A 25,383-nucleotide genomic window follows, 5' to 3' on the forward strand; every position below is an offset into this window, starting at 1 on the left:
TTTATGACCGGTATTTTTAAATGGGTTTTCCGACTATGTCGTGTTATTCTGTTTTTGCGATACTTCGGTTTCCGTGGATTGAACTGTTTAAAAACCTTTTAGTCATTCAAATACATTAACTTATGAGAGGAAAAATCACAATAGTCTTATTGTCTTTCGGTCTTTTGTTGACACAACTTGTCAATGCTCAGGAAAGAACAATTAGCGGGGTAGTAAAAGATGTAGACGGTGTGCCGCTACCCGGAGCGAGTATTGTTGTCCAAGGAAAAGGCACGGGAGTTCAGACCGATTTTGACGGGATATATACCATCGATGTGGTAGTGGGAGATGTGTTGGAGTTCTCCTATGTCGGGATGCAGAAACAAAGTATTACAGTAGGTAGCTCAAACCGGATTGATGTTGTTTTACAGCACGGGAATGAGCTGGATGAGGTGGTTGTGGTAGCGTATGGTAGTCAAACCAAAAAATCCTTAGTAGGATCAATTTCCTCACTGGGAGCCGAAACTATAGAGGGACAACAGCTAACCTCGGTAACTCAGGCACTACAAGGAACGGTGTCTGGGGTGAATGTTATAACTTCAGGTGGGCAACCGGGAGCCAATCCAACGGTGAGGATACGAGGTGTTTCTTCAATCAATGCCAATGCTGGTCCGTTGTATGTGGTGGATGGAGTACCCTTTAACGGAAACCTAAACGCCATCAGCCCAGATCAGATAGAGAGTATGAATGTTTTAAAAGACGCTTCTTCTACGGCTTTATACGGTTCGAGGGGGGCTAACGGGGTGATACTGATTACTACCAAAAGGGGAAAGTTCAACTCTAATCTACAGGTGACCGCAACTGCAGTTACCGGATTCTCTTCGCCCGCAGTAGAGTTACACGAAGCTGAAGGCGCTGAAGATTATTTGCGTCATTTCTGGGAAGCGAGGCGTAACACCTTTCAGTATATAGATGGTCAATCTGCAGAACAAGCTGGGCAGAATGCAGCCAACGGTATTATCGACGAACTGGGGTATAACCCTTATAATGTTGTGCAACCCATCGATGGAAATGGTAATATTGTAGCAGGAGCCCAATTGCTGTGGGATACCGATTGGAAAGATGCCCTCATGAACAGGAGCGCTTTGCGCAACGAGTATTCTTTGGGAATACAGGGAGGAGGCGATAGCTATAGCTACTTTGTATCTCTCAATTATCTGGATCAGGAAGGGGCCATGAGAAATTCAGATTTCCAACGTGTTTCTACGCGGGTTAATATAGATAGCAAGCTAAAAGATTGGTTGACCTTCGGACTTAATACAGCCATTACAACCTCAAGGTCTAATAATCCCACTCAATCTGGAAATGCTATGGGCAACCCCATCGGTTGGGCATATAATGTAGCTTCTATTTACCCTATCTACAGAAGGGATCCCACGGGGGCCTACGTATTGGATGCCGTAGGCAACAGACTTTATGATTACGGAGATAACGGTACTGAGGTCAACGGTTCGCGACCACTTAATGGAAATTACAATGCTGTAGGAATGTTGTTTGACGATAAGAATATCGATAAAAATACCAATATTATCACAAATGGTTTTATGGATATAAGGTTTACAGATTTCCTGTCGTTTAAAACCAATATATCGTACGAAAACTTTCTTTTCGATGGTTATGCTTACTCCAATCCCTTCGGAGGCTTTGGTGAAGGTTTAGGAGGAAGGGTTATTCAAAATAGGAATATTACCACCACCTTAAATATCAACAACAACCTTAGGTTTAGTAAAACCTTTGGTGATCACACCGTCAATGCCAATGTCATTTTTGAAACTTATAAGTACAAAACTGATCCTATGGGAGCTACGGGAACCGATTTTTTAGGAGATATTTCCGTACTTAACGGTGCTGCGACTCCAACCAATGTAAGTGGGTATATAGGCGAGGAGCGATTGACCTCCTACCTCGGAAGAGTAGGGTATAACTACAAGAACAAATACTTTATCGAGGGTTCATTTCGGCGTGATGGTTCTACAAAATTTGCATCAGATCAGCGCTGGGGTAACTTCTTTTCTATAGGAGGATCTTGGGTCATATCAGACGAAAACCTCTTAAAAGATAATCCTACAATCGATTTGTTAAAATTAAGGGCTTCCTACGGAGAATTGGGGAACAACAGTGGTTTTGGTCTCTTTCCCTATTTGCAGGGGTACACTACAGGAGTCAGTAATTTAGAAAATAAGGGAGTACTTCTCGGAAGTGTTACCGACCCTCGTCTTACATGGGAAACCACGGCGATTACTGATATAGGTTTGGACTTCGGGTTTTTAAACAACAGATTGCAAGGTACCATAGGTTATTTTAATAAAGAGTCTATAGACCTGATTTATGCCAAACCTTTGCCTGGATCTACTGGTAATCTGAGCATTACTACAAATATTGGTTCTATTAGAAATTACGGTTGGGAGTTTGAACTCAATGCCGATATTATCAGATCTGATAAGCTCATATGGTTGGCCGGAATAAACCTGAGCCAGGTAAATAATGAAATTACAGAGCTCACTCAGGAATCGGTAATAAGAGGAAATAAGAGACTGGAAGAGGGCAGATCCATTTTTGATTTTTATATGAGAGAATGGGCTGGTGTAGATCCAGAAGACGGTTATGGTATGTGGTTTTACGATATTTTGGATGCCGAAGGAAAACCTACCGGCGAACGAGGAACGACCAAAACTTTTGCCGACGCAGGTAGATATTACGCAGGATCTTCTCTGCCCGACATTACGGGCGGATTTAAAACCAGCCTTCAATTAGGGAATTTCGATTTTCATACACTGTTTATCTTCTCTTTTGGAGGTAAGGTATACGATAGCAATTACGCTCAGCTCAGTGCGGGCTATAAGGGCATAGGTAGCCCAAATGGCGTAGGTATAGGTACAGATCGATGGCAAAAACCTGGTGATATTACCGATGTTCCCTTGTATTTATTTGCATCTAATCAGTTTAACGGACAGTCGACTAGATTTCTGTTCGATAACGACTATATCAGGATGAGGGCGATTACACTGGGCTACACCTTGCCAAAAACGATCCTAAATGACATTTTTATAAATGATGTTCGGTTTTATTTACGAGGAGATAACCTGTTTACCTGGCAGAGTCACAAGGGTATAGACCCCGAGCAAAGCCTTGAAGGGGTAACGGATAACAGGTCTCCCCAGTTAAAAACAATAAGTCTTGGAGTTAACCTTAAATTTTAAACCGATGAAAAAGTTATTGAATTTTAGCATATACACATTCACTGTATTGATGGCTCTGACAAGCTGTTCCGAGGATTTTTTAGACGATCCCCAACCTACACAGCAGGTTTCTGAGAACGTGGTGTTTGGCTCTGTAGATGGAGTTGAAGCCTTTATCTCTGGAATCATACGAGAGGGAAGGGGACGATTTGACGGTCAGTCGACTTCAAATTTATCCTCCTATTATGTGGCGAGAATATGGAAAGGAGACGATATGATGTTTCTGGGAACCGGATTTTGGAAAATAGATTACGATTATACGGGAAGAACGGCAGATAATATGAGACCGAGATTTATCTGGAACTTCAGCTATCACATGATCAACCAGATCAACAATCTTATCAACGGTGTTGAGGCATCACCAGCTTTATCCGATAGCGAAAAGGCATACTATTCGGCCAAAGGTAAAGCGCTGCGGGGATTTTACTATTTTCAACTTGCATTGGAATTTTCAAAGGCCTATTCGGTAGACCCTTCATTTCCTGCAGGTCCTATCTATACAGAGCTCACCACGGAAGGGAAGCCTATGAGCAGTTGCCAAGAAATGTATGATCTCATTGTGAGCGACCTGACCTTTGCTGTTGAAAACCTGACCTCAGATCGGTTGGGTAAATCCTACGTCAACAAACAGGTAGCCGCAGGCATACTGGCCAGAGTGTACCTTACTATGGAAAACTGGGAAGGTGCGGCAGAGATGGCCAACCTGGCTTACGACAACGATTTGGCCGGTTCTTTTGCACCAGAACTATATGGCGATGGCTTTTTAGATATCAACAATCCCGAATGGCTATGGGGTTACGATCAGACCCCCGACCAATGGGTTTCGGCTCACACTCCGGCAGCTTGGACTGATATATTGAGCCCTGGCATGGGACTGGCTCCTTACAAAGTGGGATATATGAATGTAAACTTTACCAATTTGTTTTCTGCAACCGATATACGAAACCTCTTTCAGATTCAAAATGCAAATGTCAATAACGTAAGACATATGACCACTACCAAATTTTGGTTCGACAAAGAAAACCTGGACTACCCCATCATAAGAAAACCGGAAATGGTACTTATAGAAGCTGAAGCTAAGTTCAGACAAGGACCGGCATTTGAAGCTGAAGCTCACGACCTTTTGTACTACCTCCAAAAAAACAGGGATCCCAATGCTGTAAAGTCATCGAATACAGGAGGCGATCTGGAAGAGGAGATATTGCTAGAAAGGAGAAAGGAACTCTATGGGGAGATCGGAGTGGAATGGTTTGATGCCAAACGCTTACAAAGAGGGATTGTCAGAACATCTAATCATCAGATACAAATGACCATAGCGCCCAACGATATTCTGTTTGTCATGCAAGTTCCCGAAAGCGAATACGACGCAAATGACAATATAGATCCATCAGTTAATAACGATCGTTGATGGAGATAGAATGTTTTAAGGTGAGTAGAAGAGCTGTTGTTTGTAGAGGTGTAAAAGCGATTAAGTCAAATAAATTATTAATCTGTCAATATGAAAAGAGTTCTTGTAGTATTAGGAATACTTTTGTTTATCACCCACACCTCCCAAGCGCAGTGGAACACTAATGCCAATGGAGATGTATACACGAACTCCAAGGTGGGGATAGGGTCTCAAAATCCTGATTCCAGACTTACTGTAAACGGACGAATACACGCCAGCGCTGTTAAACTCACCCTGGAAATCCCAGCAGACTACGTATTCCAGAAGTACTATACCGGAGAATCTGTTTTGCAGCCGGGATACACTGTGCTTTCTCTCGATGAAGTTGAGAGTTTTATCAGAGAAAATCACCATTTACCCGGCATCCCTTCGGCTAAAGAATTACGAGAAGAGGGTATGGATTTGGCGGAGATGAACAATCTACTCCTTCAGAAAATTGAAGAACTCACTCTCTACGTGCTAGAGCAGGAAAAATTGATACAACAACTGATCAATGAAGAAAAGTAATAAGATGGTGAAGTATGCTGCAAGCCTCCTTTTTTTGGCTATGACCCTGCAACAGGTAGAGATTTATGCTCAGCAATGGGAAGTCGATGCGGAAGATTATCTGTTTGTCACTAAAGGAAGTCGTATAGGAATAGGCTCTGAGCATCCCGATGCAGAACTCACCGTAAATGGTGAGATTCGAGCTACAGCCTTTAAAGTGAGCAATGAGATTCCCGCCGACTACGTATTTCAGAAGTACTATACCGGTAGCTCCGAATTGCTCCCCGATTATACGATGCCGACTCTAAAAGAGGTGGAAGACTTTGTTAAAACCCATCATCATTTACCAGGTATTCCCGCGGCTGAAACGATTAGAAAAGAGGGGCTAGATGCCGGAAAAATGACCAATATGATCTTACAAAAAACGGAGGAACTAACCCTTTACTTGATGGAACAACGCAAAAAGCTAGAATATATTAGACAACAGCGCAAAAAACAAACCTCCTCCAAGGTTTCACCTTGTGAGATAAAACTCCAAAAAAGATGAAAATATCTTTGAAAACAACTACTGCGATTTTAATGATAACGGTCGTGGGAACTATTTTTTTCAAGCTGTTTGCCGGCAAAAATGAAGCTGAGAGCACAGCACTCTCATTTGATGAATATTCGGAAACCCAGCCTGAAGGTTTGATGGATTGCAGCTTTGTTCCAGTATGTGGGGATGGGTATACCCCCTCACCGGTAGAATACAATACCAACATCCCGGGAGGGGATTATCAGAATGGCCCTTTTACCGAAGATTACTACAGTTCATCTTCAGAAAAGGTGATAGGCGTTTATGTGGTTGCAGACTATTCGGTATATCAAAACCTAAACGACGAGGTAGCTACTGAACGCTATATTAGGAACATTCTTTTCAAACAGGTAGCGGATATCTATGCATCTGAAAAAGTAAATCTTAAAATAGAGGAAATAAAGATATGGACAAAGCCAGATCCGTTTACGGGAGATACGGCGGGTAAAAAACTGAAGAGTTTCAGCAGTTACTTAAAGAATTACAACCCGGATTACAGTGGCAATATAGCCGTATTGCTGTCGTCGGTAGTAAAGGGAGGGGTAGCGCGCAGAGCTGGAGAAGATATGTACAAGGCCCCCAATGGAAATAACCGTCCCAAGTTTCAAAGAGCATTGGTGGCAGGAGGGGTCGACCCCAGCGATGAAGCGCGATTGCCCGACTGGTCTAACGGGGTACACATATTGGCACACGAGCTGGGGCACAGTATGGGGTCGGCGCACACTCAAGGATGCTTTTGGAATGGGAATAACACTGCCATAGACGGTTGTAAAGAACCAGAACCACTTAACAATGACCCTTGTTCCAGACCTCCGGTACCGGCGCCGAATAAGGGAACTATAATGAGTTATTGCAAAATTCTCAAATGCAGTGATGTAGGAGTGAATTTCAGTCTTGCTTTGGGTCCGCAACCGGGAAACCTCATCAGGAAAACTGTAGCAAATACTAGCTACGATATTGAAAATATCCGAGTTAGTGATAAGTACATAAGTATAAATCAACCTCTCGGAAGCTATGATGTGGAGCGAGAAAATGTGTACAGAGCCAGCCGGAATATTGAGCTGAGTGCGGCAGTAGACGGCAATGCCTATATTTCTGTGAGTGCAGCGGAAGTAAATTTCAAACCTGGATTTGAAATGACTGCCGACAAGGGAAAGCTACACGCCTATATAGGAAATTACAAACCTTTTTGATTTGCGTAAGTTATTCAATATAAACGATATGAAAGCATGTGTTTTTTGTGTATTGGGCGCTCTGTTTTTAGCTGGATGCCAATCGTCGACTACCGAAAAAAAGGAAGCCCCTCAACGACCTAATATACTTCTCTTATCTATAGATGATTTGAGACCCGAACTCGGATATTACGGCAATGAAGAAATAATAACTCCCAATATTGACGCTCTGGCCGCTTCGTCTATGACTATGCTAAACACACATTGTCAGTCGGCAGTATGCGCTCCTTCGAGGGCGAGTACTATGTTGGGTTACAGACCCGATTCTACTCGAGTATGGTATTTGGGAGACGAGTTCAGAAAAATAGATCCCGACGCCGTGACCATGCCTCAGTATTTTCACAAAGAGGGGTATTACACGGTAAACATCGGGAAGATATTTCACAATTTTATGCCCGATTCCGTCTCATGGGACGAACCCGATTTGAGACCTTATCCCTACAACACTGAGCCTCATCGCTACAGAGATGGCGAAACTTATTGGTACACTGAAGAATCTAAAGCGATACAGGAGGCGACGAGAGAGAAATTGCTGTCAAAGGTAAACAGTCCGCGTGAGTTGTATGCAGACGGTTGGAATCACGGCCCGGCCTTGGAGGCAGCTGATCTGCCCGACTCAGTTTATATAGATGACAAACAAACCACTCTAGCCTTAGAAACACTAAAAAGGATAAAAGACAAAAAGCAACCTTTCTTTATGGGGCTCGGCTATTACAGACCACACCTTCCTTTTGTAGTTCCGAAAAAATACTGGGATATGTATCCGGAGGGATCTATTTCCCCGCCTGCTAATCCGAAACTGCCCGAAAATGCTCCGATAATGGCTTCGAGTTCCAACTACGAGCTGCGCGCTTACCACAACACACATAAAATAGGAAGACCGGAAGAAGAACCCCTTCCTCAACAATATGTAGACAGTTTGCGAAGGGGGTATTACGCCAGTGTTTCTTTTATAGATGCACAGATTGGCCGGATAGTAGAAGGTTTAAAAGCCATGGATCTTTACGACAATACCATTATAGTGCTTTGGGGAGACCACGGTTGGAAAATAGGAGATCACAACGGTTGGGGTAAACAGACCAATTTCCGTATCGATACCCAAGTTCCACTTATCATAAAAGAAGCTAATCAGCAACAAGGGAAGAAAATAACAGCTCTGTCGGAGTTGGTCGATCTCTTCCCTACAGTATGCGATCTGGCCGGAGTGCCAAAAGCTGAATATTTTCAAGGAACTAGTCTTACCCCACTCTTTAAAAATCCGGAATTGCCGTGGAAAGACGCCGTTTTTACCCAGTTTAGAAGAACGAAGAAGGCATCTAAAGACGGAAACGAATATATGGGGTATTCTATGCAAACTGAGAGATATCACTATGTAGAGTGGTATACCTGGGACAATGAAACCAAGACGAGAGGAGATTTTGTCGCTTCAGAACTCTACGATCACAAAGAGGATTTTTACGAGACCAAAAATATTGCGGGATATCCCGAAAATGAGGCATTGACAAAACATCTTTCCGAAAGCTTAGCAAAAGGCTGGAGAGCCGCTATACCAGAAAGTGAACGGTAAAAAGTCATACAATGATAATTCACAATGAAAAGATTTGATACAAATTTCACCAAAATACTCTTGGACTTATTTGTGGCACTTTGTGTGTCCGCAAATATGGTCTCCTGTTCTTCCGAACCCGATGTAGAGGAATTGATAGAGGGTTTTGAAGATCAGCCAATTGACAATTGCGATCCTGACGAGCCCTATACCGTAAATAGATCCAATCAAAAACCGCTCAATGTGGTCTATTTTATACCTTCCGACTTTGTAAGTGTGTACGAAGCCAAGCAAAATACGGTCAGATCCAATCTGAGCAAGGCGGTGCTCTTTGCTCAGCAATGGTACAAAAAGCAGATGGAACTGGGCGGTTATCCCGATAAGACCTTTGCCCTGTTTACCAGGTATTCCGATACAGATGTACGCATTATTCCTGTTTACGCAGAAAACACCAGCGATCAATATGACAGCAACAAGGTGAGGATAGAGGTGGCCTCCTATCTCCAAGGCCATCCCGATGAAGCGGGTGGAGCACACACCCTTATTGTATGTGATGAAGCTACCGGCTTTGCCAACAATGCAAATAACAGGATGGTAGTCACCAAGTCTCCTGACGATTACACCATGGTAAACACCGGAAAAACACTGGATGGGTTGGCCTTGTTGAACGCGTCAAAATACGGTGCTTTGCTCCACGAACTTGGACATGCATTAAACGCTCCTCACATAGCTCACAAAGCTTCAGATAGTCCATATCTGAGTATGATGGGAGGTGGTGGCGCTAATCGATGGGATGCGGGAGGTCATGAAGATAAGGTGATGTTCCTCCCTTCTACCTTAGCCATATTCGATGTTTGTGAAGCCTTTAATAAAACGGATAATGGCATCGACTATTACGCCGTACAACCCAAAGTGAAAATGGTGAATTACAAGGTTGAAAAGGACAATAGTATACAGGCTACCAAAGCGAGTTTTACATTTACCTCAGATATTCTCCCGAAACATCTTTATGTCAGTATGGATGCAGAACCGTCGGTTGCAAACCAAAATTACGACGCAATCTCTTTTACCGCAGAGATAACACCAACTGGAAACCCCGATGAATACAAAGCCGAACTGGAGATGCCGTATTCCGAGTTTTTTAACGGTTACAACCTTTACGGGTCTAAACTAGACAACGACATAGTACTGGCGGTTAACGTATTGACAGAAAACGGATTCAGGGAAATTCCGCTTCAATACAGTTATACGATATCTTCAGCCACTCAGCCTGAACCGGATGACAATATCAACAGGGAGTTTGTCGGCTTTTCTAATCGCTCTACCTGGTCGATCTCTGCCAACAGCACAACGCATGGTCAGCCGGTAGCTCAGGGTGCTGATGCTATGTTCGACGGCAACCTAAGCACTTTTTGGTTTTCAGACTGGCCTACGCAGTCAGCTTCCGACACTCCGCATATCATCGATATAGATATGGGGGTGGAAAATACCTTTAGCGGTATTTATATGTACTCTATGAGGAATCCCAATCCGCAGTTCAGACCTAAACATATTTTGGTAGAACTGAGCAGTGATAATATTACCTATACCACTGCGGCAGATTATACCAAGCCGGAAAACGGCATTGAGACCGAAGTGTTGTTTGGCAGTGAGCAAACAGCGCGCTATATCAGAATTACCGTAGACGAGGTCTATACCGGTAATGGAGTGGAAAATTTGACCATTAACGAACTCGATATCATTACAGAAGCCCCATAAGACTAAAAAATAAAAGACATGAAAATACCAATTTCTTGTATACTGCTGTGTACTGCCTTTGCGGTATTGAGTTCCTGTAATGGCAGTAGCAGTAAAGTTTCGCAGCTAAAAGACAGAACAGAAGTAGATACTCAAGATATGATGTCTCAACGACCTAATATACTGTTTATTCCCGTTGACGATTTGAGACCGGAGTTGGGATGCTATGGCAATGAAGTTATCAAAACCCCCAATATAGACAAACTTGCGAGTCAGGGGGTGGTTTTTAATCGCGCATATTGTCAACAAGCGGTCTGCGCACCTTCGCGTACCAGTCTGTTGACCGGATTAAGACCAGATTCTACTCAGGTATGGGATTTGTACACCAATTTTAGAGATCATATGCCGGAGGTAGTAACACTGCCGCAATTTTTTAAAGATAAAGGCTATTATACAGTGGGCTATGGAAAGACTTTTCACAACATCTTTCCGGATACCATTTCTTGGAATGAAAAACTGCATTCAGACGGCTTTCCATTCGACCCTGATGCGGTGTATGTAAATACAGACAACCTCATTATTCAAAAGGAAAAGGAAATTCAACTTTTAAAAAAAGGGAAAGCTCAATTTGATCATTACGGCTTTATCTACACTAAAGCCAAGGCCTTTGAAATAGCCGATGTAGACGATGATGCATATTACGACGGTGCTCAGACCACTATGGCTGTCAAAAAGCTACAAGAACTCAAAGACAAACAGCAGCCTTTCTTTTTATCCGTCGGATTTTACAGGCCTCATCTTCCGTTTAACGCTCCTAAAAAATACTGGGATATGTACAAAAGCGAAGATATTCCCTTGGCGACCAATCCTTATACTCCAAAAGACAGTCCTCTTTTTGCTGTACACGGCGATGCTGAGTTGCGGGCGTATACCGGAAGTCACGATTTGCCCAAACCACAAGACGATCCACTAGATGAGGAACGGCAGAGAGTGCTAAAACACGCTTATTACGCCAGTGTTTCTTATATCGATGCACAGATAGGAAGGTTGTTGGACGAACTGGATCGTTTGGGACTTAGAGAGAACACCATTGTTGTACTTTGGGGAGACCACGGGTGGAAGCTTGGCGAGCACAACAGTTGGGCAAAAATGTCGAACTACGAAATAGATACCCGAGTCCCACTTATTATCAGTGGAAAAGGAGTTGAAGAAAAAGGAGGAATCTCCAATTCCCTAACCGAATTCGTAGACGTTTACCCCACACTTTGCGATATGACAGGATTTGAAATCCCGAAATACTTACAAGGCAATAGTCTAATACCCTTGCTAAAGGATACTGAGGCGAAGGTAAAAGATGCAGCCTACAGCCAGTTCTTGCTCGGACGGTTTGGCCCTGCCGAATACAGAAAGCAAGAGCGAATGGGATATGCTGTCCGAACAGACCGCTATCGCTATGTAGCTTGGTACGATTGGGATAAAAAAACAAATACTAAAGGCAAGCTTATTGCCAGGGAGCTCTTCGACCACAAAAATGATCCCCAAGAAAATATCAATATAGCCAACAATCCTGCAAATAGCGAGTTAATCGCGCAACTGCACAAAGAGTTGGGTAAGGGATTTAAGCTGAATGGTACATCAACCCAGTAATATATTGACTAAATCAAAAATAAAACGAGTTCAACTATAAAATGAAAGTAGTGAAAAAACTGTTATTAATCGTATTCGGACTGCTAGCTACATGGTCTGGAGCACAAGAGGTAAAACTGAATATTGAGAATATTACCAATCGCACCTTTGCGGGTAAAAGTATCGACGCAGGCAGGTGGATAAAAGAAAATCAGTATGTAAAGTTGGAAGATAAAGCGCAAAAACTGGTCTGTTATACCGCCGGTTCAAAAGAGCAAAAGCTGTTGGTTTCGGTTGCCGAATTGATCGGTGAAAGCCAGGGGAAAATAAGAAATTATACTTTTTCAGACGACAATACCAGGCTGATTGTCAATCTTAACCTCAAAGGTAAAACACGCAGCTTCCTTGTCAACCTGACCGATCGCAGCAATACAGAGTTGCAACTTGGTAAAAAGATAAAGGGTAGCAGGAGTTTAAAAATATCTCCAGACAACAAAATGCTCTCATTTGCGTACAAATCGAACCTGTACGTTTATGATATAGACGACAAAAAAACAATACAGTTGACTACCGACGGCGATGATAAAATTGTCAATGCTACTGCTCCTTTCCGCATGGCGAGTATACACAGTACTCGTAATCACTATTGGAGTCCTGACAGTAAGTACATCGCTTTTAACCATTTCGATACCAACGGGGTTCAGATGTACAAGATTATCAATAATACCGATTCTCTTTACCCTGCGGTAAAGGAATTTCAATATGTTAAACCCGGCAATACCATCCCGGCTGTAAAACCAGCTGTGGTGGAGGTTGCCACTCAAAAGATCAGCTGGCCGGATTTGGGTGATGACTACCGAGATTCTTATATCACTCACTTTAATTGGAATCCCAAGTCAGGTAAGCTGTATATACAAAAGCTAAATCGCAATCAGAATGTCATGGATATTTATGCGGTCGAAGCAGGTAGCGAGAAGACACAAAAAATCTATACCGAAAAAGAAGATACATTCCTGGATGCTTTTCAACTGGTTTGGCTCAATGGAGGATCTGATTTTCTTTGGATCAGTGAAAATGACGGTTGGAGACATCTGTACAAAATCAGTTCAGACGGCAAACAAAAAACCTGTGTCACTCCAGGCGAATACGATGTGTTCAACAAAACACAGATCAAGGCCGACCCTCAAAGCAAATGGGTGTACTTTCACGCTTCTCCCGAAAACAGTCTGCATCTGTACTTGTTCAGAGCTAGCTTAGACGGAAGAGGAAAACTCGAGAGGATAACGCCCGAAAATGAATCAGGAACGCATAATTACGATATATCGCCTGACGGAAAATGGGCGTTCCACAATTTTTCGCGATTTGATGTTCCGCCCAGCCTAACACTGATAAAAATACCCGGACATAAGTTGGTGGAAGCCATAGAGGATAATGCAGCCTTGAAAGAGAAAATCGCGGAGATACACCCTTCTCCGGTTACCTACTCTGAAATAGAGATTGAAGATGGTGTAGCACTGGATTCGTGGATGATACAACCGCCTAATTTCGATGCTTCCAAAAAATACCCTGTCGTATTTCACGTGTACAGTATGCCTGCAAACCAAACTACGGTCGACAAGTGGAAGGGACAGAATTACTTCTTTTATCAGTTATTGGCTAAAAAAGGTTTTATCGTAATGGGGATAGACGGTCGTGGAACTCCGGTTCTCAAAGGGAAAAAATGGAGAAAATCGATTTACCTCAAACACGGTATACTACCCGCCGACGATATTGCAAAAGCGACTGAGATTATGGTGGCGCAACGCCCTTATATCAATGGAGAAAAGATCGGGGTATACGGCTGGAGTGGTGGCGGACTTATGAGTCTCTTACTGGTATTGAAACACCCTGATGTTTTTAATACAGCTATACCAGGTGCCTACTTGTCTCACCACAAGTACTATCACGCCGGTTTTACGGAAAAGTATATGGGTACGCCACAACAACATCCGGAAGCCTATGAAGAAACCGCTGCCTTAAATTATGTAAAAGGTCTTAAAGGTAATTTACTACTGGTACACGGTACCGGAGACGATAATGTACACTATCAAAACACAGAGGTACTTATCAATAAACTCATACAGGAAAAGAAGATATTTTACGTACTTCCTTATCCTAATCGCACTCATAATATTGAGGTGATAAAAGGCAGTCGTTATCACCTGTTTGAAACTTATCTGGATTTTTTTAGTCAACACTTGCTCGAAGAGTAGTAGGTTTTCGTCAAATAAAAAACACGATTATGAAAAGAGTTTTTATCGTCATTACAGTCATTCTCGTTCTTTGCGCATGCCAGGAGGAGAAAAGTGAGAGTGGAATAAAACAGGGCTCGCAATCGTTGCGACAGCTGATAAACAGCTATCACAATCACAAGGGATTTGACCGCGAACAATACCCTCTTGGCTTGTACACAAAGGCATATTACGAGTCGGAAGCGCAGTTTGCTCGGGAAAAATTGGAAGAGCTGTCGAAAATAAATGTTGACGAATTGAATGAAACCGAACAAATATCACAGAAACTGCTGGCTTTTAGTTTGCAGGATAAGGTGGATTTTTTCGAGTATGAACGATATTTGAATCCGATAACTTCCAATACGGGTTTTCACACCAGTTTGCCGTATCGAGTAAAGCCACTTACAAACTACAGACAAGTAAAGCGCTACTTGAATCAACTGAATGCTATTCCCGTATTTGTGGATCAGCACGTCCAAAATATAAGAGAGGGGTTGCAAAAAGGAGTCTCACAGCCCAGAGTGATTTTTGATGGCTATGAGTCAACCTACAACGATCATATAGTAACTGACTATAAGGATAGTTTTTACTATTCTCCTTTTAAAGATTTGCCCAAAACCTTGACCGATGCTCAAAAAGATTCTGTGCTAAAAGCAGCGAAAACAGCTATAGAAACCAAAGTCGTTCCTCAATTCAAACGCATTAAAACCTTTTTTGAGACTGAATATTTTCCGAATGCGAGGACTACGCTGGGAATATCTGAATTATCTGGAGGAGAGGCCTATTATCAGAACAGGATTAATTTTTACACAACTATTCCCAACTATACGGCAGATGACATCCACAATATAGGATTGAGTGAGGTGAGCAGGATAAAGGCAGAGATGGAGGCAATTGTTGCTGACTTGGGTTTTAAAGGGAGTTTTAAGGATTTTCTGCAGTTTTTGCGAACTGACCCCCAATTTTATGCCAAGACTCCCGACGAACTTATGATGCGTGCACGCGATATAGCCAAGCGTGCGGATGCTCAACTCCCCAGGTTTTTTAAAACACTCTCTCGCAAACCATACGGTGTAGCTCCAGTACCCGATGCGATGGCTCCAAAATATACCGGAGGGCGCTATATCCCCACTCCTAGCGAAAGTACAGATCCAGGCTATTACTGGGTAAATACCTACGACTTGCCCAGTAGAACACTGTATACCCTGCCCGCTCTGACCGCACACGAAGCTGTTCCCGGACACCACTTACAGATTAGTTTAAACAGAGAGTTGGGCGATAGTATTCCCAGATTTAGAAGAAATTTTTCGGTCACTGCTTTTGTAGAAGGTTGGGGACTGTATGCAGAGACTTTAGGGTGTGAAATGGGATTGTACACCACGCCCTATGAGGAGTTTGGAAAACTCACCTACGAAATGTGGAGGGCTTGCAGATTGGTGGTCGATACTGGTATTCACGCCAAAGGGTGGACTCGCGAACAAGCGGTAGACTTTATGGCATCGAATACTGCTTTATCACTGTTGGAAATAAATTCGGAAACCGACCGCTATATTTCCAATCCGGGACAGGCATTGTCTTATAAAATAGGAGAACTCAAAATAAGAGAACTCCGCCAAAAGGCAGAGCAACAACTGGGGACGAAGTTTGATGTCAGAACATTCCACCAAGTGATCTTGGAGCAAGGTACAGTAACCCTGCCAATCTTAGAACAAAGAGTAAATCACTATATAAGAGAACAACAATAATAATCATCTAATTTTCTGAAAATTTATGCGATGAGTACAAAAAACAAATTACGACTAGGCAGCATATTTGTCGCTTCCTTGATATTTTGCACTGTAATTTCCTGGAAGTCGGAAAAACCTCCTGTTTTAGAGAGGCCAAATGTTTTGTTTATCTCCATAGACGACCTCAACGACTGGATAGAGCCCCTCGGAGGGCATCCTCAAGCTATAACTCCCAATTTTAATCGGCTGGCCAAACAGTCGGTTCTCTTTACCCATGCTTATACGGCCAATCCCGCTTGTAATCCATCGAGGTCCGCTATTTTATCGGGTTTAGCTCCGCAGACTACAGGGATGTATTCTAATTATCAGGATTGGAGAGAGGTCATTACAGATTATCGCTCGTTGGGAGGATATTTTAGGGATAATGGATATTACTCAGCTGGTGCGGGAAAATTATATCACTATTCTCAGGTAGATACCACAGCATGGGATGAGTATTGGCCCTCACAGAAGAAAAACATGCCTCGGGATTTCCCAGCCAACGCATTTACCCCTGAGGACAGGAAGAAAAAAAACGAGAACAAGACGATATCTATGCCTATGTTTGAAGATATGTACGTCGCTTTTGATTGGACTCCTCTTGCCGTAGAAGACTCTTTGATGGGGGATTACAAAAGTGTAAAATGGGTGTCCGACAAACTCAGTGAAGACCACGAGAATCCTTTTTTCCTCGCCTGTGGAATCTATCGTCCACATATGCCTTGGTATGTGCCGAAAAAATATTTCGATATGTTTCCGTTAGAGTCGATTCAGCTACCAGAAGTTTTGAAGAACGATTTGGACGATATCGGCGATCGAGCTATAGATATCGCGCACAGAGGGGGAAATTATCACAAACACGTGCTCGAAGCTGGGCAGTGGAAAAATGCAGTACAGGGATACCTGGCCTCAATCGCCTTTGCCGACGCTATGTTGGGCCGTCTGCTAGACGCTCTTGAAAACAGTAAATATGCAGACAATACGGTAGTCGTACTTTGGTCAGATCACGGTTGGCAACTTGGAGAAAAGGAGCATTGGAGAAAATTTGCCCTGTGGGAAAACACCACCAAATCCGTCTTGATGATGCACGCGCCTAAGGGTACACCCGGCATACCTGAAGGATCTAGCAATGGTCGGCACTCCAGCCGCATTGTGTCGCTGATGGATATTTACCCTACATTGCTCGATTTGTGTGGCTTGCCACCCAGTAAACGAGTGGACGGTAGAAGCTTGGTGCCGCTGCTTAGGGATCCCGAAGCTGAATGGAATTATCCAGCCATTACCACTTATGATTTTGGTGAATTTTCAGTGCGTACCGAAAACTGGAGGTATACCCGATATATCGATGGTAGCGAAGAATTGTACGACCATACCAAAGATGAGAACGAGTGGATCAATCTCGCCAGTCTCCCGGAATATAAGTCTGTCGTAGATAAAATGAAAAGCTATATTCCGGAAAATCCGGCACCTTTAAAAAAGACATCGCTAAAAATGCTTCCTCATTTCGTGCCTCCATTCAGATCGGAAAAGGAATATGAGGAGTGGTTGGAGCACGGAAAAGACAATAAGTACTTACTCGATAAATACTGGAATCAAGAGTAGATCTATCGCTGTTGTTCTTTAGTTGTTTAGCCTTTCGGAAAACCGGAAGGCTATGTCATTTTCAGTCCCCTGTCGTTTATGTCATTACTGTCCCTAAGCTTTCTGTATACAGATGGAGGCACTCCCTTTACTTTTTTAAACTGCCGGTTGAAATTGGAGAGATTGGAATAGCCTACATCGTAGCAAATATTTTCTATAGTATTTCTCTTGTCGAGAAGTAATGTACAGGCCGATTCTATGCGCAATTCGTTTAAAAACTCAATATAGGTTTTTCCGGTGTGCAATTTGAAATATCTGCTGAACTGCGATTTGCTGAGATTGGCAATCTGGGCTACATCTTCAACCCTGATGTTTTTTTCGAGATGGCTGAACGTAAAATTCAGGATATTGTTAAGCCTGTGTCCGTCCTTTTCCTCAATGGAAAACTTGTATATACTGGAATTGATAAATCTTTTGTTTGCTTTTCGTATGGTTGACAGTATTTTTAAAAAACGGATGATCAATTCTTCTTCCCTCACATGCGACATTTTCAGAATCTGATCATTTACCTCTTTCCTTAAACCTCCGGAAAGCGAGATCCCTCTTTTGCAATTTTGAAGCAACGAGCCGATATTAGTCAACTCCGGAATGTTAAAAAACTGTTTCCCAAAGGTATTCCTGTTAAAAAAGAGTGAAACGGAATATACTCCGCCCGATTTTGAGGAGAAATAGTTTTTCGAACTCTTCATGAGATGGGGAATATTGGACCCCAGGATAAAGACATCACCCGGTTTAAACCGGACCATATCATTTCCATGGTACAGGATCCCCTCCCCTTTTTTTATCGCGGTAATCTGGAATTCCGGATGATAATGGAGGTGGTCATAGAAATGCGGCCCCTTATCGATCTGAACTCTCAATGAAGATTGTTGTGATTTTGGTATTTTAAAGGGGATCGCATGTATTTGTATTGAGTCGACCATGATATTCACAAAAACATAGAACAACCCAAATTTAATATCTAAAATATTTGCTTTTATGCTGATATTGCGATTGTAGTATTTTTGTAGTACGATGTCATGAAGGAATATCCGCAAACTCAGAAAGATCATCGTGATCCCCGAAACACGAAAAAACCCCCATAAAACCGGTGTTTATGAGGGTTTTTGTTTGAGCTGACCATTCCGGAAGGGAATGGCCGGCAGTACTGTGCCCTGTAACCCTTTTTTCTTAATCTTTCAGTCCGAACATGGATTTCGCATCGTTATAACTCACCTTGCTCCAGTCGGTATTTTTGCCATGGTCCCGTCCCGATGAGCCGGAAAGCGCTCGTTCCGCCGGAATAAATACCATACGTATTTGAAAACTGGGCACTCCGCCGGTACCACTGGTTCTCTCAATATAAACCGTAACACGGTTGTTTGTAGCAACATCCCAACCTGTGAGACTGTATTCACTGTTGTTTTGATTGAGCACTGCAGGGAGTTGGGAGACCGGCATTGCATCATTTTCCCTGATGTATACGAGCATGGTGCCATTTCCGTTCATTAAAAAGTCAGATATTGATGTTGCACCGGTAAAGGTCCTGAAATTAGCCAGGTGACTGCTGTTAAGTGTCCAGTATCTATGGCCATTTCCTGATGTGCTGCTGAAATTAGACCCGCTCCCCCCCTGGTATGAAGTATACCACGGTGAAGATATGACATTCGCCGTACCGGGATCTCCCTTGTCCCCCTTCGGTCCCCTCAGGTTCACGCCGGTCCCCCAGCCGTTATTTGTCTTTGGCCCGTATAATAAGGCGGTTGTCGTCAGGAAATAGAAATCACCCGCTTTCCCCGTGGCAGATGTGGGTACTGTTGTCCCGCTCAGGATCTGGCTTCCGTCCTGTCCGTCCTGTCCATCCTGTCCATCCTGTCCATCCTGTCCGTCTTCACCTTTCAGATCAATGGCACTTCCCCAGTCCTGCCCGTTTTTTGGTCCGAAAAGCATACTGTTTTGCAGGTTGATATAAAAATCACCTTCCATACCGTCTGAGGCCGTAGGCGGCTGATTGCCGTACAGTAACATATTGCCATCAGTTCCGGGAATACCTTGTGCCCCGGTTTCTCCTTTTTCTCCCTGTGGTCCTTCCGGCCCCGTGTCGCCATCACAGGACGAGAGACTAAATATCAGGCACAATGCCCCTGTCAGGCTGTAAAAAAATGTTTTCATGATTGTTATTTTAGTTATATAAGCTGATTAATAACCGGGAGCAGGTTAATTCCCGGTTTTTTTCACCACGACAATATCCCCGGCATATCCGTTGAATTCCTGATCGGACAACCTGACCGCTTCGCCATTTTTCCAATACGTAGCCGATCTTTGTTCCATATATTCTACCCCTGCGACATATACTTCACCATCCAGAACAAAGATGCTGTTTGCTTCTGCACGGTATGAAGCGTCTGTCAGGTCTGTAGCTTCCCCGTTTTTCCAATACCGGGCTACTGCTACCGTTCCTGTTCCGGAAGACCGGGGTATCTGTTCCCAACCGGCCACATATACATCGTTGTTTTCTATATATATGGCGTTCGCTTCAGAATTCTTTTCTCCGGCACCCAGAACGACCCTTTCGCCATTCTTCCAATATTGGGCGATCGTCGGCCCGCCGTAGGCATATCCGGCCACATATACATCACCATTTTCAGTCACGGCCATGGACGTGACTTGTCCTGGACCTCCTTCCAACGGTATACCGGTACCGTTCTTCCAGTACATCGGTGCCCCGTCCAGTATACCTGCCATATAAACATCATCCCCCTTGACGACAATGGGGCCTCCATCAGTTGAACCCAATGCTCCGCTTGCTACCGTAACAAGTTCCCCGTTTTTCCAGTACACCACAGAGATGACAGATCTCGATTCTTTTTTAATCCCTCCTACATAAACATCGCCATCTGTAACACAGATATCAAACGCTCTGGCATAGCCATCGGAACCGGTTAATTCCTCATGAATGTCGTCTGCCCAGTAGAAAGCAGCGGCACGGCTGGAAGAATATATTCGTTCACCTGCAACATGTATTTTATCATTCACTACGGCCATACTGTAGTACATCATACTGCCAAGTGCTTCGTGATTGAATGCCGCGGCTTCCCCGTTTTTCCAATAGAGAGGTCGATAGTCGTTTAATGAAGTCCCTTCCTCTCCGAGGACATAAATATCCACATCGGCAGGCTTTTCCTCAATGGTAATGGTTAAGGGGGCACTGTCTTTATAACCCGTTTTCCTTGCCTGTACGGTTTTTGTGCCTGTTTCGTCAAACACGTGCTGATAACCGGCTGTTCTCTCACCGTCAATGTAAAGATCGGCATCGGAGACAGATTGTCCTCCGGCGGTTACTTCAAATAGTACTGTCGAACCGGTTTCTACGGTGGTCCCGGCTGTAGTAAGTTCCAACTGCTGTTGATCTTCGTTTCCAAGGGTATCATCAGGATCGTCTTCACTACAGGAAAGCATGATCATGGCCGCGGTTAAAAGGGCCAATAGGATAATAGGTGTTTTTTTCATGATTATTTCTATGGTATTCGTTAAACGAACAGAACCGTATAAAAGACAACTGCCATACTAAGGTGCAGCAGAAACTATGGTTCCCGTTACCTTAACAGGCTCACCGTTCTGTCCCGATTTGAATGTTCCTTCAAACTTTAAGGTGTACGATGCGCCCGTACCCGATGCTCCGGCAAAAGTGATATCATGTTCCTTATAGTGTTCTATCGTCATATCGATTTCTCCTGCCGGAGTATATTTATGCTCGCTTCCCCATTCACCGAAAACCAGGCCGGGACCACTTCCCTCAAGGCCTGGTTTATTATTTTCGTCGAGGGTAAAACCTACTCCCACCTGAAATTTTCCGGCATCGAGGAGCGTCCCTGCCAATACCTTGCTGCCGGTCTCATCACTGTATTCCACCAACGAGAACGGCCAGAAAACCCCGCCCTGCGATTTGGCAACTCCACCGGTATAGGTTTTTCCACCGTCTATGACGATGTGATACGTGTGCTCATCTGCCCCCGTATCCGTTTTTTCATTTTTATCATCGCTGCCGGAGCAAGCCACAACGAGACATAGAGTGACGATATACATGGCTGCATGTACTACTGTTTTTCCCATAATTGTAATTTTTATTCCGGTTGCCCGGTTATGTTAATTTCTGTTATTCTCCTTCTTTTTCACAGACCTTTAAACCACTGCGCGTATTTTTCACCCAGCAAGGGAATGGGCTTTTGTTTCGCATTCATGGCATTCATAAGTCCTGCAATCCACATATAGAGCAATAGAAAACTGCCGAGAATGGCAATAATCCATCCGAGGATGGGAATAATATTTACAACGCTCAGTATCAGCCCTGTGACTGCCAATCCTGCAGATTGCCTGATATGATAGGAGGTAAGCGGTACCCTTTTTTCCCTGTTTGTGATAAAAGCTATAATCAGGCCGACGATGGTCATATAGGCGATAATAGCCATGGTCTTTTCCTTCTTGTCCGTTTCCTGTGGCATAATCCTGAATTTTACAATCCTTTTTTATAGTCCCTGGTGTCCAGTGTATAACCGGAAGGCGACAGTTCCAGGCATTCCATGGTAACGTGCTGTTTTTTGCCCGTTTTCTCTGTGATTTCCATATACATGATCAGACTGTCCGGATCAAACAGACCTTTTAACTCCCCGGGTAAGATCTGCTGGCTTTTTTCTCTGTCAAAGAGGTTAAGTTGCACCCCTTTTATCTGTGTGTAATAAAAAATGATGACATTTTTGTGGTCCTCCAGCTGTTTACCCTTGCAGGAGTGCCCTGCAATGATTTTGTCGGGAAGGCTGGTAATATTGTAATCCAGCAGGTTTGTGTCATTCGGAATGTCGTCTTCCCCTTCGCCGTCATACCGGGTAGATGTCGTGCTTGCCATTTTATTGCCGTTAACACTTATAAACGAATGCATAGCCCCGGCTTTTGAGTCTGATATGGTAAACATCTCCATGCCCTGCCGGTTCATTTCCATTCCGGTATAGGAAACGTCAGGGGCCAGGTAATAATTAAGTACGACGTCTGCACCCGTTTTCTCTCCTGAAACCTTCATCACATACCGGTGTGTAAAAGTATAGGTGTCAGCGTATGTAACATCCCTGTGGGCGTTAGCGCCCTGTCGTGGTTTCTTCTTTCTCTCCGGTTTGCCATCGACGGCATCGTCAATACCTTCTCCCACTTTTTCGGAGATCTTCTGGTCGGTCTTGTTCAGTATTGTCCGTTCCACAGCTTTGCCTGCGCGCTCTCCTATTTTTTTTAGCAATTGCGCATGAGCAGGCAGTATAAGCCCTATGGCGATGACCGTGAAGACTGTTTTTTTGATCAGATCCATAATTTTGTTTTTTGCAGCGGCGCAGTATATTGCACCGCTGCCGTTTGAATTGCCGTGCTTGTCACAGCGAGAAATTATACGCTGCACGTACTGCAAGGAACCCCATACCCGAGCCTCCTTGTGACAGCCCCTGATAACGGGCTGACAGGTCGATATCCCCTAACATATACCCGATTCCTGCAGCATAGCCAAATGAAGTTTCCGAAGCCGATCCGCCAAAGCTGCCCCAACCGGTTGTTTCCGTCTCCAGTTTTACCTTATTGCTGGAGAACCCTATTTGAGGCTCTACATACAGGTTGCCGAAATGATGCCGGTATACGGCAAAAACCGGGATAATCCCCAGAGAACCGCTCAGGTTTTCGTCGTATTCATCTTTGAGTCCGAACCGGATATACCCCAGGGTAAGACCTATCTGTCCGTTCTCACTGATGCCGTACAAGCCTTTGACGGTGGCACCAAATCCCATGTTATAGACTTCTCCGAAATCTCCTGTGGGAAGGGCTATATCCACACCGGCATTGATGTTGATATCGCCTTTCTGGGCGTATATGCCCGTTGAAAAAGCAGCAGTACACAAACATGCAAATAGTAATTTTTTCATTTTTACTGTTATTTAAATGATTTTTGGTTTTGTGGTACAAGATTAAGGCTTGTAAAGACAGGGGGCAATAGGGAATGAGTATAGGGGCTGTTCCGTTTAGTGCGTATAAAAAAGGACGGATAATCAGGAAAAACCTGCAAATACTCTCTCAAATCCCTTAAAAACTAATTGAAGTTGCCCTGAAGTATGTATTTTGGATTATCTTCGGGTTTTAGCTATTTCTTAAACCGGGCAGGTGATGAAATTTTATACCATGGTCATGAAAGACCAATCCGTAGCCGCTTTCACCATTTCAGACTCTATGGGGGTGTTTTTTTGCGGTGCCATAACCCTGCTCTTGTTTATCATCTTCGTGGTATATCTCAAAACATCTGAAAGGATCTACCTGTACTACAGCCTGTTTCTGCTCTTCAGCCTGTTCTACGGGTTTGCGATGCTTCGGGATATAAGCGGGTTCGACAACCTGGTTTTAAATTATCTCCGGGGGAAAACCCGGTATATAGAGCCGTTTACCATACTTTCCTTTTCGTGTTATATCTTTTTCGCCATAGCCCTGGTCAATATCAGGCGCCAAAACAGGATATTGTCAAGGCAATTACATGTTTTTGGTATGGTTGCAGTAATATATTCGCTGCTTTATTTTGTATTTTACCCCTATATAGCATCTCATCACCTGTTTATATTTGTGGGTACCCGGATCCTTATTTTCTCCCTGTGTTCTTATTTTCTGTACCGTATCTACAGGAAAATCCAGTCGCCGGTAAAAGGGTTTTTTATTGCCGGGAGCCTTTTTTATCTTGTGGGTTCCGTGATAGCCTCCGTGCGGTATAGTGACCTGGAAGTGCCTTTCCGTGCATTTTACGATCTTTCCTCCACGTCGTATTTTCAACTGGGGATTTTATTTCAGGCTCTTTTTTTCGCGTTGGCCCTGGGCGAACGGGTTGTGTTTCTTCACCAGGAACACGACAGGGGACAAAGAGTGCTGATCGAGCAGCTTTCTGTACAGGAACGTGTAGTCAGTGAGGCAAACAGGCAGCTGGAGGAGGAAATACAGCTGCGGGTGAATGAAATTATAGCGATCAAGGAGGATCTCCAGGAACAGGAGCGAAAACGACTGGCTGCTGAGTATGAACGGAACCTGATCCGGTCTGAAATACAGGCAAAACAGGCACAAATCAATCCGCATTTTATTTTTAATAACCTCAATGCTATCAAATACCTGATCTTACAGCAGGAAAGCGGGAAAGCCATCAAATACCTCGTGAGGTTCAGCCGGTTTATAAGAGCGGTTCTGGACCGGGCAGAAGAAGATATAATCCCCCTGGAAAGAGAGTTGATGATGGTTTATGACTATCTGGAGCTTGAAAAAAAACGGTTTAATGACGACTTTACATTCCGGATTGAAAACCACATTGACAATTCCGGGTGTTATATCCCCCCGCTGTTGTTGTTGCCCTTTATAGAAAATGCCATCTGGCATGGGCTTCTCACCAGTGAAAAAGAGGAAAAACAATTGCTTATCACTGTCGGAAATACGTGTCCGGGGATCAAAATTACCATCGAAGACAATGGAGTAGGACGCGACAGGATATTATCGGGGACTTCAGGGAAAATACAGGGTTCCATGGGAATCCCGCTGACCCGGGAAAGAATAAGGCTGTTTAACCACAATAATAACGACAAAAAGATAACGCTAAACATCGTAGACCTGAAAGACGAATACAATAACGCTTTGGGTACACGGGTAGAACTGCTCCTGGATTTTTACGAGAAACCGGAATAAATTAAAAAACGATTTGAAAGAACAGGTGGATATAAAATACAAAAGAAAATGCTTTTGGGTTGGG

20 protein-coding genes are annotated in these 25,383 nt (G+C 43.7%); 13 read left to right on the forward strand and 7 right to left on the reverse strand.

What is annotated here, in order from left to right:
• The first annotated feature begins 122 nt into the window (after positions 1–122).
• The 11 genes from ACYZZR_RS05900 to ACYZZR_RS05950 all read left to right on the forward strand — a co-directional run bounded on the left by ACYZZR_RS05900 (position 123) and on the right by ACYZZR_RS05950 (position 17,564).
• Positions 123–3,239, forward strand: coding sequence for a SusC/RagA family TonB-linked outer membrane protein (locus ACYZZR_RS05900; RefSeq protein WP_461533070.1), 3,117 nt, complete (start codon positions 123–125; stop codon positions 3,237–3,239).
• A gap of 4 nt (positions 3,240–3,243) precedes the next feature.
• Positions 3,244–4,686: a RagB/SusD family nutrient uptake outer membrane protein gene (locus ACYZZR_RS05905; RefSeq protein ID WP_461533071.1), complete on the forward strand. Its 1,443-nt coding sequence runs from the start codon at positions 3,244–3,246 to the stop codon at positions 4,684–4,686.
• A 90-nt stretch (positions 4,687–4,776) separates the two neighbouring features.
• Entirely contained in the window at positions 4,777–5,232 is a 456-nt protein-coding gene (locus ACYZZR_RS05910; protein WP_461533072.1) for a hypothetical protein, read from the forward strand.
• Positions 5,219–5,758 (forward strand): hypothetical protein, encoded by a 540-nt coding sequence (locus ACYZZR_RS05915; protein WP_461533073.1) that lies wholly within the window; start codon positions 5,219–5,221, stop codon positions 5,756–5,758. The genes ACYZZR_RS05910 and ACYZZR_RS05915 overlap by 14 nt, the downstream gene beginning before the upstream one ends.
• Positions 5,755–6,978, forward strand: a complete 1,224-nt coding sequence (locus ACYZZR_RS05920) for a M12 family metallo-peptidase (protein WP_461533074.1) — start codon at positions 5,755–5,757, stop codon at positions 6,976–6,978. Before ACYZZR_RS05915 ends, ACYZZR_RS05920 begins: the two co-directional genes overlap by 4 nt.
• A gap of 28 nt (positions 6,979–7,006) precedes the next feature.
• Positions 7,007–8,584: a sulfatase gene (locus tag ACYZZR_RS05925; protein WP_461533075.1), complete on the forward strand. Its 1,578-nt coding sequence runs from the start codon at positions 7,007–7,009 to the stop codon at positions 8,582–8,584.
• A 24-nt stretch (positions 8,585–8,608) separates the two neighbouring features.
• Positions 8,609–10,321, forward strand: a complete 1,713-nt coding sequence (locus ACYZZR_RS05930) for a discoidin domain-containing protein (protein ID WP_461533076.1) — start codon at positions 8,609–8,611, stop codon at positions 10,319–10,321.
• An 18-nt stretch (positions 10,322–10,339) separates the two neighbouring features.
• Entirely contained in the window at positions 10,340–11,947 is a 1,608-nt protein-coding gene (locus ACYZZR_RS05935) for a sulfatase (RefSeq protein ID WP_461533077.1), read from the forward strand.
• Between the two features lie 50 nt (positions 11,948–11,997).
• Positions 11,998–14,178: a S9 family peptidase gene (locus ACYZZR_RS05940; RefSeq protein ID WP_461533078.1), complete on the forward strand. Its 2,181-nt coding sequence runs from the start codon at positions 11,998–12,000 to the stop codon at positions 14,176–14,178.
• Positions 14,179–14,207: 29 nt separating this feature from the next.
• Positions 14,208–15,941 (forward strand): DUF885 domain-containing protein, encoded by a 1,734-nt coding sequence (locus ACYZZR_RS05945; protein WP_461533079.1) that lies wholly within the window; start codon positions 14,208–14,210, stop codon positions 15,939–15,941.
• A gap of 30 nt (positions 15,942–15,971) precedes the next feature.
• Entirely contained in the window at positions 15,972–17,564 is a 1,593-nt protein-coding gene (locus ACYZZR_RS05950; RefSeq protein WP_461533080.1) for a sulfatase, read from the forward strand.
• Between the two features lie 50 nt (positions 17,565–17,614).
• On the opposite strand, the gene ACYZZR_RS05955 is transcribed toward ACYZZR_RS05950, so the two are convergent.
• Positions 17,615–18,370, reverse strand: coding sequence for an AraC family transcriptional regulator (locus ACYZZR_RS05955; RefSeq protein WP_461533118.1), 756 nt, complete (start codon positions 18,368–18,370; stop codon positions 17,615–17,617).
• Between ACYZZR_RS05955 and ACYZZR_RS05960 the strand changes: the two genes are divergently transcribed.
• Positions 18,296–18,466 (forward strand): hypothetical protein, encoded by a 171-nt coding sequence (locus ACYZZR_RS05960; protein WP_461533120.1) that lies wholly within the window; start codon positions 18,296–18,298, stop codon positions 18,464–18,466. The genes ACYZZR_RS05955 and ACYZZR_RS05960 overlap by 75 nt on opposite strands.
• A 307-nt stretch (positions 18,467–18,773) precedes the next feature.
• Here the strand turns inward: ACYZZR_RS05960 and ACYZZR_RS05965 are convergent, their stop codons facing one another.
• From ACYZZR_RS05965 to ACYZZR_RS05990, 6 genes are all read right to left on the reverse strand, one after another.
• On the reverse strand, positions 18,774–19,754 hold the full coding sequence (locus ACYZZR_RS05965; protein WP_461533081.1) for a hypothetical protein: 981 nt from the start codon (positions 19,752–19,754) through the stop codon (positions 18,774–18,776).
• A 45-nt stretch (positions 19,755–19,799) separates the two neighbouring features.
• Positions 19,800–21,092 carry a hypothetical protein gene (locus ACYZZR_RS05970; protein WP_461533082.1) on the reverse strand — a complete coding sequence of 431 codons (1,293 nt, stop codon included), beginning with the start codon at positions 21,090–21,092 and terminating at the stop codon, positions 19,800–19,802.
• Between the two features lie 57 nt (positions 21,093–21,149).
• Positions 21,150–21,695, reverse strand: coding sequence for a hypothetical protein (locus ACYZZR_RS05975; RefSeq protein ID WP_112371380.1), 546 nt, complete (start codon positions 21,693–21,695; stop codon positions 21,150–21,152).
• A gap of 59 nt (positions 21,696–21,754) precedes the next feature.
• Complete coding sequence (locus tag ACYZZR_RS05980) at positions 21,755–22,084, reverse strand: DUF4870 domain-containing protein (protein ID WP_461533083.1); 330 nt, start codon at positions 22,082–22,084, stop codon at positions 21,755–21,757.
• Between the two features lie 11 nt (positions 22,085–22,095).
• Complete coding sequence (locus ACYZZR_RS05985) at positions 22,096–22,935, reverse strand: hypothetical protein (protein WP_461533084.1); 840 nt, start codon at positions 22,933–22,935, stop codon at positions 22,096–22,098.
• Between the two features lie 61 nt (positions 22,936–22,996).
• Complete coding sequence (locus tag ACYZZR_RS05990) at positions 22,997–23,536, reverse strand: outer membrane beta-barrel protein (RefSeq protein ID WP_161554510.1); 540 nt, start codon at positions 23,534–23,536, stop codon at positions 22,997–22,999.
• A gap of 238 nt (positions 23,537–23,774) precedes the next feature.
• On the opposite strand from ACYZZR_RS05990, the gene ACYZZR_RS05995 reads away from it, so the two are divergent.
• A complete protein-coding gene (locus tag ACYZZR_RS05995; protein ID WP_461533085.1) occupies positions 23,775–25,319 on the forward strand; it encodes a histidine kinase in 1,545 nt (514 codons plus the stop codon).
• Positions 25,320–25,383 lie beyond the last annotated feature (64 nt).

The organism is Sinomicrobium sp., from assembly GCA_029266035.1.
In the GTDB taxonomy this organism is placed as follows: Bacteria; Bacteroidota; Bacteroidia; order Flavobacteriales; family Flavobacteriaceae; genus Sinomicrobium.

Coding starts and splice junctions, on each gene's coding strand:
- ACYZZR_RS05900 (WP_461533070.1), top strand. CDS start 123: ATGAGAGGAAAAATCACAATAGTCTTATTGTCTTTCGGTCTTTTGTTG.
- ACYZZR_RS05905 (WP_461533071.1), top strand. CDS start 3,244: ATGAAAAAGTTATTGAATTTTAGCATATACACATTCACTGTATTGATG.
- ACYZZR_RS05910 (WP_461533072.1), top strand. CDS start 4,777: ATGAAAAGAGTTCTTGTAGTATTAGGAATACTTTTGTTTATCACCCAC.
- ACYZZR_RS05915 (WP_461533073.1), top strand. CDS start 5,219: ATGAAGAAAAGTAATAAGATGGTGAAGTATGCTGCAAGCCTCCTTTTT.
- ACYZZR_RS05920 (WP_461533074.1), top strand. CDS start 5,755: ATGAAAATATCTTTGAAAACAACTACTGCGATTTTAATGATAACGGTC.
- ACYZZR_RS05925 (WP_461533075.1), top strand. CDS start 7,007: ATGAAAGCATGTGTTTTTTGTGTATTGGGCGCTCTGTTTTTAGCTGGA.
- ACYZZR_RS05930 (WP_461533076.1), top strand. CDS start 8,609: ATGAAAAGATTTGATACAAATTTCACCAAAATACTCTTGGACTTATTT.
- ACYZZR_RS05935 (WP_461533077.1), top strand. CDS start 10,340: ATGAAAATACCAATTTCTTGTATACTGCTGTGTACTGCCTTTGCGGTA.
- ACYZZR_RS05945 (WP_461533079.1), top strand. CDS start 14,208: ATGAAAAGAGTTTTTATCGTCATTACAGTCATTCTCGTTCTTTGCGCA.
- ACYZZR_RS05950 (WP_461533080.1), top strand. CDS start 15,972: ATGAGTACAAAAAACAAATTACGACTAGGCAGCATATTTGTCGCTTCC.
- ACYZZR_RS05960 (WP_461533120.1), top strand. CDS start 18,296: ATGGGGAATATTGGACCCCAGGATAAAGACATCACCCGGTTTAAACCG.
- ACYZZR_RS05965 (WP_461533081.1), bottom strand. CDS start 19,754: ATGAAAACATTTTTTTACAGCCTGACAGGGGCATTGTGCCTGATATTT.
- ACYZZR_RS05970 (WP_461533082.1), bottom strand. CDS start 21,092: ATGAAAAAAACACCTATTATCCTATTGGCCCTTTTAACCGCGGCCATG.
- ACYZZR_RS05975 (WP_112371380.1), bottom strand. CDS start 21,695: ATGGGAAAAACAGTAGTACATGCAGCCATGTATATCGTCACTCTATGT.
- ACYZZR_RS05980 (WP_461533083.1), bottom strand. CDS start 22,084: ATGCCACAGGAAACGGACAAGAAGGAAAAGACCATGGCTATTATCGCC.
- ACYZZR_RS05985 (WP_461533084.1), bottom strand. CDS start 22,935: ATGGATCTGATCAAAAAAACAGTCTTCACGGTCATCGCCATAGGGCTT.
- ACYZZR_RS05990 (WP_161554510.1), bottom strand. CDS start 23,536: ATGAAAAAATTACTATTTGCATGTTTGTGTACTGCTGCTTTTTCAACG.
- ACYZZR_RS05995 (WP_461533085.1), top strand. CDS start 23,775: ATGAAATTTTATACCATGGTCATGAAAGACCAATCCGTAGCCGCTTTC.